The sequence below is a fragment of the Acinetobacter sp. 1294243 genome, assembly GCF_000588015.1.
GTDB classification, from domain to species: Bacteria; Pseudomonadota; Gammaproteobacteria; order Pseudomonadales; family Moraxellaceae; genus Acinetobacter; species Acinetobacter pittii.
The window spans coordinates 302,636-318,839 of the sequence record NZ_JFXG01000001.1 but is presented as its reverse complement, the minus strand read 5'-3'; the positions used below and the strand labels follow the sequence as shown (position 1 = coordinate 318,839).

Sequence of the window (16,204 nt, the reverse complement as noted above, 5' to 3'; positions counted from 1 at the left end):
AATGAACTGGTGGTTACAATCTGTACAGCAACCTGATGTGGATGCAAAACAACAAGCTGAGCAACACCAGCTTCAACTGACCAAACCTACAGGTGCTTTAGGTGATCTAGAACTGATAGCAGTAAAACTTGCTAGTTTGCAATCCAATGCACATCCACACATTAACCATCCATGGATTACAGTTTTTGCTGGCGATCATGGCGTGGTTGAAGAAAATATCTCTGCATATCCTCAAGCCGTTACCCGTCAAATGTTACAAAACTTCACGACTGGTGGTGCAGCAATTAGTGTCATTGCCAAATATCATCAAGCTCATTTACAAGTGATTGATTGCGGTACAGTAGGTGAAGCATACGAATACGTAGGCGTTGAATTTCATTGTATTCGTGCTGGTACGGCAAATTTTGCAAAAAAAGCCGCAATGAATGCAGATGAATGTCGTGCTGCTTTAGAGTTAGGAAAAAACAGTGTAGACACGGCCAAATCTAAAGGTGCAGATATTTATATTGCGGGTGAAATGGGAATTGGAAATACCTGTTCTGCTTCTACCTTAGCTTGTCTTTTATTAAATGATACTGCCGAGCAATTAACTGGAGTTGGTACAGGAATTGGTGCCGATCAATTAAGACATAAAATTGAAGTAATTGAAAAGGCAATTGAACTTCACCATAAACATGTTGTTGGTGATGCATTCAAAACACTATGTGCTGTAGGTGGTTTGGAAATTGCGGCAATTACGGGTGCTTATATCCGCTGTGCGCAGGTGGGCTTACCTATCATTGTGGATGGTTTTATTAGTTCGGTCGCTGCTTTATGCGCAGTGCGGATGAACTCTAAAGTGCGTGACTGGATGCTTTTTGGCCATCAATCGGCAGAATATGGCCACCAACATATTTTACAAGAACTCAATGCTGAGCCGATTTTAAAAATGAATTTACGTTTAGGTGAAGGTAGTGGTGCTGGCGCTGCTTTGGCATTAGTTAAAATGGCATGTGTATTACACAACCAAATGGCTACCTTTGCTCAAGCTGCCGTAAGCGGGGATAAAATTGGGTAAATTTAGAATTGATTTGCTCAGACATGGCGAAAGTCAATATAGCCATACTTTACGTGGCCATTTAGATGATGAGTTAACAGCAAAAGGTTGGCAGCAAATGCACTCAACCATTGAGCAAGTGGCTAATCAGCCATGGGATGTCATTATAAGTTCATCATTAAAGCGTTGTGCTTGTTTTGCTGAGCAACTTGCGAAGACAACTCAGCTGCCTTTACTTCTAAATCATGACTTAAAAGAAATGTATTTTGGTGATTGGGAAGGCGTCTCAACTCAGCAAATTTATGAAACCTCACCTGAATTACTTGCAAATTTTTGGCAAAAACCGAGTCAATATTGTCCACCTCGCGCAGAAACATTAAACCAGTTTCAAACAAGGGTTCTTAAAGGTTTTCAGGATTTGCTGAAGCATATGCAAAAGCAAAACTTACAGCATGCTTTAGTTGTTACTCATGGCGGTGTGATTAAGCTATTGGCTTTTTTTGCAAGACAACAACCTTTAGACGACTTACTTAAAATGCCAGCAGAGCTTGGAAAATTATATTCACTCGAATTTTATGAAACAGATGGTCAAATAACTTTTAAGTTAAGATAGTAGTTTTATATTTTTATACACTTGTAAGTTATTATTTTTATAAAGATATTTAAGTCTATGTAATAGAACTGTCATTGCTAAAAACTAAGCTATTGTCATTTCTTATAACCACTCATCTGACTTATGAATATTTTATTTAAAACAACTGTGCTTACAGCATCATTATTGCTCGCGGCTTGTAATAACAATGATGATCAAGAAGCTCAAACTGCACCATCTACAAACCAATCAAAATATTATCAAACAAAAACGCCTTACCAACCTCAACAAGAAATAAAAAACTATGAACAAACACCCAATGGGTTCCAACCAGTTTTTACAGAGCTAGTGGCACGTCACGGTTCAAGAGGTCTCTCAAGTCTGAAATATGATTTGGCACTTTATAATTTATGGAAACAGGCAAAAGCAGAAAATGCCTTAACACCATTAGGTGAGCAATTAGGTGCTGATTTAGAAGCCATGATGAAGGCAAATATCTTATTAGGCTATGGTGTAGAAGGGATCCGCCAGTACGGTTACGGAAATGAAACCATGACTGGTATTTTAGAACACCGTGGCATTGCAGATCGTTTATTACAGCGCTTACCAAGTCTTTTAAATTCGCAAGCATCTATATTGGTACAAAGTTCTGGAGTGGATCGTGCTGTAGATAGTGCAAAATTCTTCACTGCTGAACTCATCAAACAACGACCGCCACTGAAAGATAAAATTGTTCCATTGTCTTATACCAATTTATCGAGTGAAAGCGTGCCAAGTATTGAAGATGGTGGCGTTGATCGTTTCAAACTCTATTTTCATAGTTTGAATGCAGACGAAGACTTAGCTCAACCCTTGAGTGCTAGCCAACAAAAAATTTATGATGCTAGTCAGGCCTATCAAGATTTTGAAGAAAATAATAAAGATTTAGCACAAAAGTTAGATGAGTTATTAAAAAATATAGAAGCTGAAAAAACAGCTCAAACAGTGCTCAGCCCGATTTTTAAAGCAGACTTTATTAAAAAACTCGGTACCACTGGTTATAGCTTTAGCAATACCGGATCTTTTACAGTCACTTCACCTAAAGGTGAACAAATTACAGAAAAAGGTAAGGGGAAAAATACAATTGCCAGTTCAGTTGATGCGGCAGCTTATATTTATGAGCTCTATTCAATTTCTGGTGGTATGAAAGATGAGTTGAAAGGTATTGATTTTGATAAATATATGCCGTTAGATGCTGCAAAATTTTATGCTGAATTTAATGATGCGAATGATTTTTATGAAAAAGGTCCAAGTTTCACAGAGTCAAATCAGCTCACAAGTGCAATTGCCCAAGGACTCAAACAGGATTTGTTCCAACAAGTTGATGCGGTTGTAAATAAAGCCCAACCATACAAAGCAGTTTTACGTTTTGCCCATGCTGAAATTATTATTCCTCTAGCAACCAGTCTAGATTTACATAATATGATGCAGCCCTTACCACTACGTCAGACTTATAATTACTCAACCAGCGCATGGCGTGGTGAAGTAGTTTCACCTATGGCGGCAAATGTCCAATGGGATATTTACCAAAATAGCCAAGGCTCTACTTTGGTTAAAATGCTTTATAACGAAAAAGAAACTTTGTTCAAATCTGCATGTAACTATGCACGTTATACCCCAACCAGTTTTTACTATGACTACATCAAATTGAAACAGTGCTATCAAATGCAATAGATTTTCAGTTTTTTGGAGTCTTTAATGGGAATAGGGATTGCTATTCCCATTTTTATTTCTTCATAATCCAATTTGCTTTTAAATATAGATCAGTTAGAGACTTGGATATGACACCTTTTTGGATTGCATTGCAATTTTTAACTGTACTGCCTATTGAGTTAAAGACTATACCAACGGCGCAACAAAATGGTCGAGCTATTTTGTTTTATCCTCTAGTCGGTCTGATTATTGGCGGCATACTTTTTATTGTTGCCTGTCTTTTTGCCAAATTACCCGTTCTTTTGCTTGCAACTATCATAATCACTTTATGGATTTGGCTAACAGGTGGGCTGCATTTAGATGGGCTAGCAGATACAGCCGATGCGTGGGTAGGCGGTTTTGGTGATAAACAACGAACTTTACAAATCATGAAGGATCCAAGTTGTGGCCCAATTGGAGTCCTCAGCTTAGTTATCATATGTTTGCTCAAGCTTGTACTGGTTTATGTATTGATTGAACAGCATCAAACGTTATTTTTAGTCTTTGTTCCTAGCCTTGGACGTATTGTGCCGTCTATTTTGTTTTTAACTACGCCATATGTCCGTGAAAAAGGTTTAGGCTGTTCATTGACTGATCATTTAGCCAAAACAGTCTCATGGATAATAGCTGCAATAGTTTTGTTATTGGCTTTATATTGGGAATGGCAAGGGCTTATTGCCATCATTAGTTTTTTAATAAGTCTCGTTTATTTAAGACATCTGTTTATTAAAAGAATTGGTGGTATTACGGGGGATACAGTGGGTGCAGCAATTGAGATTAGTGAAACCGTGCTGCTTTTTGCTTTTGTTTCGAGTTATTTTTATTTAGTTTAATTTTGAGTTTCATCCAAAAATAAAAAAGCCCTCAAAAAATGAGGGCTTAATTTTCAATCTTAAAAAGATGAATTAACGGTTTGGTAAAACATTTTTTAAAGCTTCATGCATTTCAAGCAATGTCTTTTCAGTAGTTTCCCAGTCAATACAGCCATCAGTTACTGATTTACCATATTCAAGGTCACAAAGATTTTCAGGAATATCTTGGCGGCCGCCTTTTAAGTGACTTTCGACCATAATACCTACGATTGACTTATTACCATCTAAAATTTGTTCAGTAATATTTTTAAGAACAAGCGGTTGTAAATACGGGTCTTTATTTGAGTTAGCATGGCTCGCATCAATCATGATTTTGTTGCTCACTTTAGCTTTTGCTAAAGCATTTTCTGCTTCTGCAACTGAGCCTGCGTCATAGTTCGGTTTACCGTTACCACCACGTAATACAACGTGTGCATAAGGGTTACCATTTGTATTAATAATTGAAACTTGGCCATCTTCATTTAGGCCTAAGAAACTATGGCCATATTTAACAGATTGCATCGCATTGGTTGCAACAGTTAAACCACCATCTGTACCATTTTTAAAACCTACTGGTGAAGATAAGCCAGAAGACATTTCACGGTGAGTTTGGCTCTCGGTTGTACGTGCGCCAATTGCAGACCATGAAATTAAGTCTTGGTAGTACTGTGGAGAGTTTGGGTCGAGTGCTTCAGTTGCACATGGCAAACCTTTTTCATTCAACTCAAGCAAGAGTTTACGGCCAATACGTAAACCTTTTTCGATATTAAATGAGTCATTCATATCAGGGTCATTGATTAGGCCTTTCCAACCAATTGTTGTACGTGGTTTTTCAAAATAAACACGCATAACTAGATATAGAGTATCTTTAACCTTTTCGCTTAGCGCTTTTAAGCGATCAGCATATTCGTGAGCAGCTTTTGGGTCGTGAATAGAGCAAGGACCAATAACAACAAACAAACGTTTATCTGAACCATCTAAAATATTACGAATAGTTTCGCGGCCTTTTAGAACAGTTTGCGAAGCAACATCAGATAAAGGAAGTTCTGACTTAAGCTCATTTGGTGTTACAAGAGTTTGAATGCTTTTAATATTAACGTCGTCGATATCTGGCTTTGAAACGGAATTTGAATGTGTAGTCATTGCTGTCACTGGTTCGATCATACTAAAGGTTGTTTTGTGTACTGAATATACCATGAAATAATTATGAAAATACTACATCTCATGGTATTTCAGATTGGAAAAATCCTATTGATTTTACTATCTTTCAGTCGAGTTGCCTGTTTTTTCGGCAACTACTGCTTGTTGTTGTACCACAGGTGCTTTCGGTTTTGCTTTGACTGGATGAACCATAAAGTTAACACCGAGGGCAAATAGGGTAATCCCTAGAATTTTTCGGATTAAACGTTCAGGCATACGAGAGCTAATTAATGTTCCAATAATAATTGCTGGAATTGAACCCACTAATAACCACATCAGAAGTGTAAAGTCGACGTTACCAGCACTCATGTGTCCAAGGCCAGCCACCAAGGTAAGCAATACTGCATGTACAACATCCGACCCAATAATTCGGATCATTGGCAAGTTCGGGAACATAATCACAAGAGCCATGATTCCAAATGCACCCGCACCAACTGATGAAAGGGTTACGAATACACCTAAAATGATTCCCATAATCACGATAAAGCTACGTTTCTTATGGATTGCCAACTGCTCATTTTCAGTTTGAGTGACTTCTTTAGTTCTGAATTTATTAAAGAATTTCTCAATACGCGTACGGAAAATGATGGAAACACCAGTTAAGGTCAACATAAAACCTAATACCATGGTGAGTACAGCTTTATAGTGTGTTGACTGGCTTAAATAATGCTCAAGTACCCATGAAGTACCGAAAGATGCAGGAATACTACCTACGGCTAACCATAAAACAATTGGCCAGACAATATTGAGTTTTCTAGCGTGAACCATTGATCCACAAAATTTTGAGATTGCAGCATAAAGTAAATCGGTACCAATCGCGATATGAGGTTCAATTCTAAAAAGGCTAATTAAAATTGGTGTCATTAATGATCCACCACCAACTCCTGTAATCCCTACACAGAAACCCACTAACATACCCGCTAAGATAAATTCAAAAGCACCAGACATCTTTATCGCCACTTATCACGAAACGCAGATATCTTATTCCTTTTAGAGATAAACAGTTGTCATGAATAATGATTTACTTATGCAAAAAAAAGCTAAGCAATCAAAATTTTGCTTAGCTTGTACTATTTTTCATCATTTTTTAAAGAAAATGATTATTTGGGTGACTTTAGTGGGTTAATCAAAAGTATAAGAAGAAAAGTTAATGGCGTTGCAAAGATCCACCAACTAACAAAACCAATTGAAAATTTATAGTGTTGAATAAGAATAAATGCGCATAAACCAAATAGCATGAATGCAACTATTTTAAAGTGCCGGTAATATTTTTGAGCTAACGATTTGAAATGACCTGTTGATTTCGGCGATTGATATTTTTCGCTCGCCATAAACAACAAATACATTCCTAATAAAATTAAGATGAAAGCTATAAGAATCATGAGCTCACCTCAGTATTTAATTTATTCAGCTTTTTTTGAATTTTTTCTACGGCTTTATGCTGGATAGGCTGAATTTTGCAGAATATAAAAATGGCTAATGCTGCGAAGATCCACAAAAATACATCTACACGTGCAAAGGTCCAATAATCACTGAGGCTTTGAACATACTCATGTTTAAGTAAATAAATTAGATTTAAGATTGGAAGTGAAAGACACAGCATAATAAAAACGCTAAGTTGAGTTCGCCACAAATGCTGTTTTTTAGTGATTAATGCAATGATTAAGCTGATTAGCCAAACCAAGAAAAAGCTATAAATTTCATAATTGATTGTGGTTGAAGTGACTGTAAATAATCGATTAGCGCTTAAGTAGGCGACAGTTGCACAGGGCAATCCAACAAATGCCGCAACATTTAAACGATCAACTAAGTAGCGCCCGAAATGAAACTTACCATTCTTATTTTGAATTTGTCGTTTAAGACTCCACAGTAACAAACCAGAGGCAATCATTACACAGCCTAAAATGCCTGAGAAAAAGAATCCTAAGCGAAGTAAAGGTTGAGCAAATGTTGCCATATGCAGGCCATAAACACCCGCATTCAATGTTGCAATAGGACTATGATTACGTGTATCTGCCAAGACTTTGCCAGTTGAAGCATTTAATGTAATTTGAGGCTGATTTCGAGTAATAGTGCGGTCTTCTTTTTGAATAAATGTAATTTGAGCTTGATTGGTATTCGGGTTTTTCACACTCATTGTTGATAAAGGTTGGTTGCCCCAACTCTGTTGAACTTGGTCCAATAGCTTATCAATAGCTAAGTTTTGAGCAGGCTGAATTGATTGATTCTCAAGTACAGTCTTTGTGCGGATTTCGGTAAAATATTGATAAGGGTTTTCAGGGTAAAGCTTTTGCATTCCCCAAGGTAGATATAAATAAAAGAAAATAGCTAAGCCTGTAAATGTTATGGTTAAAAAGAAGGGCAGAGCAATGACTGAAGAAATATTATGAAAGTCTAGCCACGAACGCTGAGACTTAAATGTACGTAAAGTAAAAAAGTCAGTGAATATTTTTTTATGGGTAATAATGCCTGAAACCAAAGCAATCAGCATAATAAATGCTGCAAGACACACGACTAATCGCCCAACTATTATTGGAATGCCAAAAAGTTGGTAATGGAAGCGGTAAAAAAAATCGCCGCCTAAGGTCGCCGAAAGTTGAAGCTCTTTTCCCGTGTTAGCATCAAGTGTGGCATTGCCATAACCGCCGTCAGCTTTTTCCCAATACATGGTGTTGATCGGACTTTCTGGTGTTGCAGCTGTTAAATACCAAGATTTGGCGTCTGGAGCGTTTTCTTGTAAATATTGATATGCTGTTTTAATAGCAATATCTTGCTTTACTTCATATTGGGCAAGTGCAGGCTGCATCCATAAATTAATTTCGTGGCGGTAATAAGACAAACTCCCCATTAAAAAAATGGCAAATACAAGCCACCCAAAAATTAAGCCAGTCCATGAGTGTAGCCATGCCATAGATTGACGTATACCTTTATGCATAACCCACCGTCTGTGTCACAATAAAGAAAAGGGCAAATAATGCGATTGATAAAATGGTCAGTCGCACTAATGATTGAATGCAGAACCCAACAATTACAAAGACTACGTAAAATAAAATCGATATAAATGCTGAAAGATAGATAGCCTCAGCTTTATCCAGATTCAAAAGGAAAATTCCAGTGAGTCCAAGACTTAAACACGCCATACAGGCAAAGCCCATACCGAAAACTAGCAAGAATCGATAGAAAACTTTTATACGATATGACACAGGGAGATTTACAGTTTTGGACATCTTTACTGACACATAAACAAAGAATAATAAGTAAAGCCAATCCCTAAATTGGGATTGGCTACGATATTAATATTTAAACTTTACAGCAACTGTATAGTTGGCTGGAGCGCCATAGTAACCTTGGCCACCAGATAAACCTGTCAAATATTTTTCATTTGTCAGGTTGTTACCATTTACTTGGAACAGTACATGTTCGTTTAAATCATAACTGGCCATAACGTTAAGCAATGCATACGCATCCTGTTTTACAGTTGAGTAAGAGGTGTCATGTATATCATCTTGCCACTTAATGCTTGCACCAACTTTTAATTTTGGAATCTGTGGAATAGTATAAGAAGCTAAAACATTAAGTGTTTGAGTCGGGATATTAGGTCGGCCTCTTTCACCCGTTTCCATATTTTTTAGACTAAATGTTGAAAAACCAAAAACCAAATCTAAGTTATCAGTTAATTTTCCAGTTAATCCTACCTCAACACCTTGCGATCTAATCGTTCCGATTGGAGATGAGTATTTGTTATAAAGCGGATCCCATAATGGGTTTAGTGCAAAATTATCTTCATCTGTTCTAAAGATTGCGATATTTCCTGTTAAAGCCCCATCTAACCAAGCGCTTTTTACACCTAATTCATAGCTTTCACCCTCTACTGGTACAGCTGTTTGTTTAGTAGAAAGATCAATAACAGTTTGTGGTCTAAAAATAGAGGTATAACTCATATAACCTGTATATTCAGGAGTAAAGTTATATGTAATACCTGCATATGGAGAAACTTTATTCTTTTTATATTCTAAAGTATCGATTTCAGTGTAGTTGGCACCTAAGATAAATTTCAGATCCTCACCTAAATGAATACGAGTCGCACCATAAACGGACTTCATGGTTCTTTCTTCTGAGTCTGCATAGGTAAAGTCTCCCCAAGTCGGTTCTTCAGGAGTCCAGCTTGGTAAGTCTGTGGTAATAACACCTAAACTACTGCCATACGAATAAACACTTTGAGCACTATATTTTGACCAGTTATAACCAATATTTGCTTCGTGTTGCTGTCCTAATAAATTAAAAGTACCTTGAATGTCTGCATTAGCAGTAGTTTCTTTAAATTTCTGATTATAAATTTCTGGATATAGTGAAATACCAGACGTATTGTCACTAGCAGAAGGAAAACCACTGAGATAAAGCATTTTATCTTTAACATCTGATTTCTTAAGGTTATAGCCTAATCTTAACTTCCAGTCTCCCCATAATTTTTGTTCAATATTGGCAAAGTAATTATCTATTTCCCAATCGTAGTATGTCCATGACGGTGCATAATTATAGTTACGAGAATAACTTAATGGTTCACCTTTGGAGTTAACCAAGGGTAGAGCACCCCATTGAGAACCATTAGCGTATTGACGAGTTTTCGAATATCCTGCTGAAACATTTGTGGTGTCTGTAACGTCAGCTTCTAAAATTCCTTGAAATCCATTCTTTTCTTCTGAATAGCGGTCTAGATAAGAATCTCCTACTTTCTCATAACCTACAAGACGTCCTCGTACTCGTCCATCTTGTGTAAGAGAACCAGAGATATCCGCTTCATAACGTTGTGTATCCCATGAACCATAGCTCACCCCAGCATTTGCTTGAAATTCTTTAGTGGGACGTTTACGAATATAATTAATTGTAGCGCCAGGATCCCCTAGAGCATTTGTCAGGGCATCAGCACCTTTGACAATTTCAACACGATCATAGAAATAACTATCTGCATCACTATTGTTATAGTTATAGCTGTCAACTTGAGGGATACCGATTCCATCAACCAGAATATTTGAAATATCAAAACCACGAGCAGTATAAGTTGTGCGGTTTGTTTCCAATCCGGTTACAGTTACACCGGTGTATTACTTAAAATATCTCGGGTACTGGTAAGCCCAAAATCTTCAATTTGCTGACGAGTAACGACGTTAATGGTTTGAGGAGTTTCTTTAGCTTCAATATTAAGCTTGGTTGCACTACTCGATTTTTTAACATTATATGCTTTAGTTTGTTCAGAAGACTGTTCAGTATTTGATGCTTTAACTTGAATCGTCTGTAAAGATTGTACCTCTGAGTCCTGAGCATGAGAGAGGTTCGCATAACAAATCGCGCAGGCGATTACGGTAAGCTTAAATGGTAGAGGCGGGATATTCATAAGATTAAGGATAATGTAAATAATTCTCATTTATTTTATTGTTTGTAAATGTAAGCTACAATTCAAATTGCATTGTTAATTTAGATTAAAAGATGGTGAATGAGTGTAATTTTAGATAGCTTGTGCTGTGGCCGCTCTTGGTAAGTACATATAGATCAAGTTCAAGATTGATAAACCTCTATGCTAGAATGCATTATTTCAAATTCTTGGGTAAATCACCTTGGCAAACCGAAAACTTAAAATAGGTATTGTAGTTGGGGAAGTTTCTGGAGATACGCTTGGTGTGAAACTTATGCGTAGTTTTCGAGAACAGGGAATCGATGCTGAATTTGAGGGAATCGGTGGTCCCCAAATGATTGCTGAAGGTTTTAACAGTTATTACCCAATGGAAACTCTATCTGTGATGGGGATTGTTGAGGTCTTAAAAGATTTAAAAAAATTATTCGCCGTGCGTGATGGTCTAATCAATCAATGGACTCAACATCCGGTTGATATTTTTATAGGTATTGATGCACCGGATTTTAACCTTAGACTTTCGAAAAGTATTAAAGAAAAGAATCTTCCAATAAAAACAGTTCAATATGTGAGCCCATCAGTTTGGGCGTGGCGCCAAGGGCGTGTTCATGGCATTAAACAGAGTATAGATTTAGTACTTTGTTTATTTCCTTTTGAAAAAGTTTTTTATGAACAATATGAAGTTCCAGCAGCATTTGTCGGACATCCGCTAGCTAAACAATTGCCATTTGAGAATCCTATTCAAATTGCCAAACAGCAATTGGGTATTGATGAAAATCAAAAACATATTGCCTTGTTACCTGGTAGCCGCAAAGGTGAAGTAGAGCGTCTTCTTCCTATGTTACTGGGGGCTGCCAATATTTTGCATACCAAACATCCAGACATTCAATTTTTAATTCCGGCAATTAATGATGCTCGTAAACAACAGATTGAGCAGGGTGTTGAACAATTAGCACCGCAGTTAAAAGCAAAAATTCATATTTTAGAAAATACGGATAGTGAATCGAAAATTGGTCGTATGGTCATGAACGCGAGTGACATTATTGCTTTAGCATCAGGAACGGCGACATTAGAAGCCATGCTGATGCATCGACCAATGGTCACATTCTATAAATTGCATTGGTTAACTTATTTAATTGCTAAATTCTTGGTCAAAATTCCTTATTACTCTTTGCCTAATATTATTGCCGGTAAAAAAGTAATTGAAGAGCTAATTCAAGCTGATGCCACACCTGAAAATTTAGCAGCAGAAATAGAAAAACTAATGAATGTTGAAACCGCTCAAATTCAGGTGATGCAGCACTTAACCATGCATAAACAGCTTATTTCTGGAAATACGGAAGACCCAGTTCAAGTCATCCTAAATGTACTAGAGAAGTAAAAAAAAGGCATTCATATAAGAATGCCTTTTCTATTTATGCACGTACAATCAGCTCGTACCCTGTATATTTACGAATGTTGATAACACCGATATCAAAAATTAAATATTGGCCTTTAATCCCTTGTAAGACACCACGAATTTTTGGTGTTTTATCTAAGTTTAGAGACTTAATTTTTTCAGGATATTGTTCAACTGGGTAAACAAACTCACGTGGCAATTCATTTTCTAGTAGTTCAACCGTTTCGTTAAATTCAAGGTTTTGACTAAATTCTTCACGAATAGTTTGAATTTTAGGGGCGAACTCTTCGATTAATTGATCACGTTGTTCAACCATATTTAAAGGTTCAGCTTCACCCTTGAGGAGTTTTCGCCAATCTGTTTTATCAGCAATTAAAGAACCAAACATGGTTTCAAGCTGACCGGATAAACGGCGTGATCCAACTTTTAAAATAGGTAAGGCTTGAGTTGCACCTTGATCTAACCAACGACCTGGCATATGGCTAACACGCGTAATACCCACTTTTAAAGCACTAGAGTTTGCCAAATATACAATATGTGGTTGGAAACAAACGCTATGGGCAAAGTCATCTTCACGACATGTACCTAAGTGATAGTGACATGATTCAGGTTTCATAATACAAAGGTCACATTCTGCTTTGGTCTTAAAACATTTAAAGCAGTGGCCTTGAGAATAAGACTTTGGTGTTTTAGTGCCACAAGAAGTGCAATAAATATTACCTGTCCATTCGATTTCTAGTTCTTGTCCTAAATTAAAAGGAAGATCAATTTCTGAACGGTCTAATACAAATTTGTATTCAACATTTGCCTTGGTTGTCTGTTGATCAGTTACACTAGCATCTTTTAGGCCTGCATGCATTTTATGGCAAATGCCTTGTAGTTCCATAAAGTTTAAACTCACATCTTTCAATTAAGGGTTGCAGTTATGGCTGAACAAAATGTCATCACTTCTATGCTAGACGATTTATCAAACGAACAGCCCATTCATACTGCACTTTGTATTGGCCAGAAAATTGACCAGAATAACGCAATTCAATGGCACTATTTTACCGTAACTGAGCTTTTAAGTCTGCCTTTTACTCAGCGTTATGACTTGGGTTTTGTATTGTTTGATACTGACGAAATGCAGAACATCAGCGATGTGCAAAAATCACAATTATTAGTAAAGCTAAGAGATTTATTAGCGAAACGAATTGTAGTGGTAAGTAAACGCAGTGATGAGCAGTTATTACGTTCTTTAGGTTTTACTCAACTTATTGATAAAACTTCACATGATAGTGATTTTGCTTTATGGCAATTTAATATATTGACTTATAAACATGTTCCGGACTGGTTTAATTCAAAGTTCTGGGCGAACCCGGAAAACTGGAATAAATTCCGCTGGTAAAAGGGCCTTAAATCTCTTTCAAAATTTAACAATTTGGTTTTTGCTGTCTTAACAAGAATCCGCGTATGCTCATGTATAAACCATACATAAGAGTTACACATGACTAATTTAAGCAATATTGTAGAAGTTTTGGCTAAGCAGGCTTTAGGTGGGAATCAGCAAGCGTCAGGTCAAGGTGGTTTAGGTGGAATTTTAGGTTCAGTACTCGGACAAATGGGGGGCAATACTTCTTCGGGCGCTCAAGGTGGCCTTGGAGGAGTATTAGGTTCTGTATTAGGGCAAGTGACTGGCAATAACAGTACACCTCAAACAGGTGGCGGCGTACAAAGTTTATTAATTGCAGTTGTGCCTTTAATTTTAGGTTGGGTACAGCAACAAGGTGGTTTACAAGCTGCATTAGAAAAGTTAAAAGGGGCTGGTTTAGGAAGTCAGGTTCAAAGTTGGGTTGATCCAAATCAAAGTAATAGCGAAGTTCCGACCCAACAGTTACAGAGCCTATTTAATCCGTCTGACATTGAACAAGTTGCCGAGCAAGCTCAAGCGCCCAAAGAGCAAGTTTATGGTGCAATCGCATCGGTTTTACCTCAGGTCATTGACTCTTTAACACCTCAAGGTGACAGTACCGATCATCAAGAAGCAAACCAAGATATTCAAAATGTCATGAATCTTGTAAGTGGTTTTTTAAAATAAGATATAAATCTTAAAAAAGCCGATAAGTTTTATATCGGCTTTTTTTACTCAGGACAAAAAATAAAAGGGCATAAGCCCTTTTATTTTAGATCTGAATCAAACATAACTGATTAGAAGTTATATTCGATACCAGTACCTACAACAGTTTGTTTGTCGTCTTCTTTAATCCAGTCGCGTTTTTGTTGAGCAACGATACCGTAGAAGCGAGCTTGTTTGTTGATTTGGTAATCAAGACCTAAACCGTATAAGTCAATTTTACGATCTTGTTTACCGCTTACTTGTGTTTCAGCAGAAGCGTATTCTGCTTTCACTTTAAGTTTAGTGTTAGGAATTTTATAAGCAGCTGTTACTGCATATGCTTCTTCTTCTAAACCTTTGTAGTTTGTATAGGTATCTGTAGTTTTATCAACACCATCTACACGCGTAGTTTTTGACGTTTTATAAGCAGTCAAGTCATCAGTAGGTTCAGCGTGTTGCCATAAAGCACCTACAACAAAACCAGATTTAGCAATATCATAAGAACCAGTTACACGGTAAGCATCGGTATAAACATCTTTTAGACCGTAAGCTGCATATTTACCTTTAATACCAAAGTCACCAGCAGCAGCAATTGCTAAACCGATATCTTTGTTTTCGTAACCAAGCGATGTTGATACAGAGTCAAAGCTATCATTTTTGCTGTCTTTACCAGTTTCACCTTGTTTGCTATCAGAGGTGCTTTCACCAGTTTGAGCCATGATATTGAATGTTAAACCAGCTAATAATTTAGGGTCTAATTCAAAACCGATCACGTTGTCTAAACGGTTTTCACCGTACATGATATTAGTAATATCTAAACGTGTATCGTCATTAAAGATGTCTTGGTTACCACCAGCAGCTGTTTTAAAGTAAGAATCATACTTACCTACTTTTAATGTACCAACACCTTCAGTTTTTAAACCGATAAAACGGTTACGAGCACTAAGGTCAGTATCAGAACCTGAACCATCAGTAGAAATTGCCCATTCAGCTAAATAAACAGCAGATAACTTATCAGTTAATTTCTCTTCGCCTTTTACCCCAATACGAGAAGAGTTTGAGTTAACTTCGGTAACGTCACTTTTACCATCGAAATTTTTATTATCAACTTGGTTAATAGAAACATTTAGTTTGCCATACAAAGTTGGCGCTGCTTGCACCGCGTTTACGCTCAAAGTTGCAACTGCGGCAGCGAGTAGCAATTTCTTCATTGAGATTTCTCCAAAAGGTATTTAAAAATGGCGTATGCCTAGCTAACTATTTATTTTGTAGTTGACTTATGTACAAAAAGTTACAAAAGCTCACCAACTTGCTAAGCAGTATCGGCAAATTTTGTGACAGAGAAGTGAAGAATAAATGACAGTTTTATGACGTTTAAAATTTAGAAATAAATTAGTTATTTTCATTTTTTATAGTTTTTAGACGAAAAAAAGCGGAGCCTAAACTCCGCTTTAACCATCTAAAAATCAAAGAGCTGCTTTAATTTTTTCAGCTAATTCTTTAATTTTTTCTTGATCTCCTAACTCAACAGCATGGCGTCCAAGATGATGCACATTTGTTGGAATTAGGTGAAAATGAACATGTGGAACAGTTTGTCCTGCTGCTGCTCCAGAAAGTTGCATCAATACAATACCTTCCAAATTGAGCGCTTTTTCCATTGCCTTAGCAATCTTTTGAACAATTTGTATAGTATAGGCTGCTGCTTCAGCAGGTAAGTCCAGCAGTGTTACAGCAGGTGTTTTTGGAATAACTAATGTATGACCATCGGCTTGAGGCATAATATCCATAAAAGCTAGAACTTGATCATCTTCATAGACTTTTATCGCTGGAAGTTCTCCACGTAAAATTTTTGCGAAGATATTTTGATCATCATATGCCATGTATTATTCCTTT

16 protein-coding genes and 1 pseudogene are annotated in these 16,204 nt (G+C 36.9%); 8 read left to right on the top strand and 9 right to left on the bottom strand.

The features are described 5' to 3' along the window. Position 1 precedes the first annotated feature (1 nt). From cobT to J655_RS06390, 4 genes are all read left to right on the top strand, one after another. Positions 2-1,057, top strand: a complete 1,056-nt coding sequence (cobT, locus tag J655_RS06405) for a nicotinate-nucleotide--dimethylbenzimidazole phosphoribosyltransferase (protein ID WP_032052167.1) — start codon at positions 2-4, stop codon at positions 1,055-1,057. Continuing rightward, on the top strand, positions 1,050-1,649 hold the full coding sequence (locus J655_RS06400; protein WP_032052166.1) for a histidine phosphatase family protein: 600 nt from the start codon (positions 1,050-1,052) through the stop codon (positions 1,647-1,649). Before cobT ends, J655_RS06400 begins: the two co-directional genes overlap by 8 nt. A 123-nt stretch (positions 1,650-1,772) precedes the next feature. Beyond that, complete coding sequence (locus J655_RS06395) at positions 1,773-3,341, top strand: histidine phosphatase family protein (protein ID WP_032052165.1); 1,569 nt, start codon at positions 1,773-1,775, stop codon at positions 3,339-3,341. Between the two features lie 107 nt (positions 3,342-3,448). Continuing rightward, entirely contained in the window at positions 3,449-4,192 is a 744-nt protein-coding gene (locus J655_RS06390) for an adenosylcobinamide-GDP ribazoletransferase (protein ID WP_032052164.1), read from the top strand. Positions 4,193-4,264: 72 nt separating this feature from the next. Here the strand turns inward: J655_RS06390 and J655_RS06385 are convergent, their stop codons facing one another. After that, a complete protein-coding gene (locus J655_RS06385; protein ID WP_078220773.1) occupies positions 4,265-5,374 on the bottom strand; it encodes a 3-deoxy-7-phosphoheptulonate synthase in 1,110 nt (369 codons plus the stop codon). Positions 5,375-5,470: 96 nt separating this feature from the next. After that, positions 5,471-6,358: a sulfite exporter TauE/SafE family protein gene (locus tag J655_RS06380; protein ID WP_032052162.1), complete on the bottom strand. Its 888-nt coding sequence runs from the start codon at positions 6,356-6,358 to the stop codon at positions 5,471-5,473. Positions 6,359-6,419: 61 nt separating this feature from the next. On the opposite strand from J655_RS06380, the gene J655_RS24320 reads away from it, so the two are divergent. After that, positions 6,420-6,536, top strand: coding sequence for a hypothetical protein (locus J655_RS24320; protein WP_081312007.1), 117 nt, complete (start codon positions 6,420-6,422; stop codon positions 6,534-6,536). Here J655_RS24320 and J655_RS06375 read toward each other — a convergent pair. The 4 genes and pseudogenes from J655_RS06375 to J655_RS06365 form a co-directional block, all read right to left on the bottom strand. After that, positions 6,511-6,792: a hypothetical protein gene (locus J655_RS06375; RefSeq protein ID WP_032052161.1), complete on the bottom strand. Its 282-nt coding sequence runs from the start codon at positions 6,790-6,792 to the stop codon at positions 6,511-6,513. The genes J655_RS24320 and J655_RS06375 overlap by 26 nt on opposite strands. Beyond that, positions 6,789-8,345, bottom strand: a complete 1,557-nt coding sequence (locus J655_RS06370) for a PepSY-associated TM helix domain-containing protein (protein ID WP_032052160.1) — start codon at positions 8,343-8,345, stop codon at positions 6,789-6,791. The genes J655_RS06375 and J655_RS06370 overlap by 4 nt, the downstream gene beginning before the upstream one ends. After that, a complete protein-coding gene (locus J655_RS0104205) occupies positions 8,338-8,637 on the bottom strand; it encodes a hypothetical protein (protein ID WP_025468528.1) in 300 nt (99 codons plus the stop codon). The genes J655_RS06370 and J655_RS0104205 overlap by 8 nt, the downstream gene beginning before the upstream one ends. Before the next feature lie 66 nt (positions 8,638-8,703). After that, a pseudogene (locus J655_RS06365) lies at positions 8,704-10,802 on the bottom strand (TonB-dependent siderophore receptor). Between the two features lie 220 nt (positions 10,803-11,022). Between J655_RS06365 and lpxB the strand changes: the two are divergent. Then, positions 11,023-12,198, top strand: coding sequence for a lipid-A-disaccharide synthase (gene lpxB / locus J655_RS06360; protein ID WP_017482228.1), 1,176 nt, complete (start codon positions 11,023-11,025; stop codon positions 12,196-12,198). Positions 12,199-12,232: 34 nt separating this feature from the next. Here the strand turns inward: lpxB and J655_RS06355 are convergent, their stop codons facing one another. Next, entirely contained in the window at positions 12,233-13,102 is an 870-nt protein-coding gene (locus tag J655_RS06355) for a DUF2797 domain-containing protein (RefSeq protein WP_017482227.1), read from the bottom strand. Positions 13,103-13,141: 39 nt separating this feature from the next. Here J655_RS06355 and J655_RS06350 point away from each other — a divergent pair, with 39 nt between their 5' ends. Further along, positions 13,142-13,603 (top strand): DUF6231 family protein, encoded by a 462-nt coding sequence (locus J655_RS06350; protein WP_005069394.1) that lies wholly within the window; start codon positions 13,142-13,144, stop codon positions 13,601-13,603. 99 nt (positions 13,604-13,702) lie between these two features. After that, positions 13,703-14,293: a YidB family protein gene (locus tag J655_RS06345; protein WP_032006127.1), complete on the top strand. Its 591-nt coding sequence runs from the start codon at positions 13,703-13,705 to the stop codon at positions 14,291-14,293. Positions 14,294-14,403: 110 nt separating this feature from the next. Here the strand turns inward: J655_RS06345 and J655_RS06340 are convergent, their stop codons facing one another. Both J655_RS06340 and J655_RS06335 read right to left on the bottom strand, forming a co-directional pair. After that, a complete protein-coding gene (locus J655_RS06340; protein WP_002122289.1) occupies positions 14,404-15,522 on the bottom strand; it encodes a porin in 1,119 nt (372 codons plus the stop codon). Between the two features lie 255 nt (positions 15,523-15,777). Then, positions 15,778-16,191, bottom strand: coding sequence for an HIT family protein (locus J655_RS06335; RefSeq protein ID WP_005069390.1), 414 nt, complete (start codon positions 16,189-16,191; stop codon positions 15,778-15,780). Positions 16,192-16,204: the final 13 nt, after the last annotated feature.

Excerpts from the sequence above, each read along its gene's own strand:
- cobT (WP_032052167.1), top strand. The coding sequence starts at position 2 with ATGAACTGGTGGTTACAATCTGTACAGCAACCTGATGTGGATGCAAAA.
- J655_RS06395 (WP_032052165.1), top strand. The coding sequence starts at position 1,773 with ATGAATATTTTATTTAAAACAACTGTGCTTACAGCATCATTATTGCTC.
- J655_RS06390 (WP_032052164.1), top strand. The coding sequence starts at position 3,449 with ATGACACCTTTTTGGATTGCATTGCAATTTTTAACTGTACTGCCTATT.
- J655_RS06385 (WP_078220773.1), bottom strand. The coding sequence starts at position 5,374 with ATGATCGAACCAGTGACAGCAATGACTACACATTCAAATTCCGTTTCA.
- J655_RS06380 (WP_032052162.1), bottom strand. The coding sequence starts at position 6,358 with ATGTCTGGTGCTTTTGAATTTATCTTAGCGGGTATGTTAGTGGGTTTC.
- J655_RS24320 (WP_081312007.1), top strand. The coding sequence starts at position 6,420 with ATGAATAATGATTTACTTATGCAAAAAAAAGCTAAGCAATCAAAATTT.
- J655_RS06375 (WP_032052161.1), bottom strand. The coding sequence starts at position 6,792 with ATGATTCTTATAGCTTTCATCTTAATTTTATTAGGAATGTATTTGTTG.
- J655_RS06370 (WP_032052160.1), bottom strand. The coding sequence starts at position 8,345 with ATGCATAAAGGTATACGTCAATCTATGGCATGGCTACACTCATGGACT.
- J655_RS0104205 (WP_025468528.1), bottom strand. The coding sequence starts at position 8,637 with ATGTCCAAAACTGTAAATCTCCCTGTGTCATATCGTATAAAAGTTTTC.
- J655_RS06355 (WP_017482227.1), bottom strand. The coding sequence starts at position 13,102 with ATGGAACTACAAGGCATTTGCCATAAAATGCATGCAGGCCTAAAAGAT.
- J655_RS06350 (WP_005069394.1), top strand. The coding sequence starts at position 13,142 with ATGGCTGAACAAAATGTCATCACTTCTATGCTAGACGATTTATCAAAC.
- J655_RS06345 (WP_032006127.1), top strand. The coding sequence starts at position 13,703 with ATGACTAATTTAAGCAATATTGTAGAAGTTTTGGCTAAGCAGGCTTTA.
- J655_RS06340 (WP_002122289.1), bottom strand. The coding sequence starts at position 15,522 with ATGAAGAAATTGCTACTCGCTGCCGCAGTTGCAACTTTGAGCGTAAAC.
- J655_RS06335 (WP_005069390.1), bottom strand. The coding sequence starts at position 16,191 with ATGGCATATGATGATCAAAATATCTTCGCAAAAATTTTACGTGGAGAA.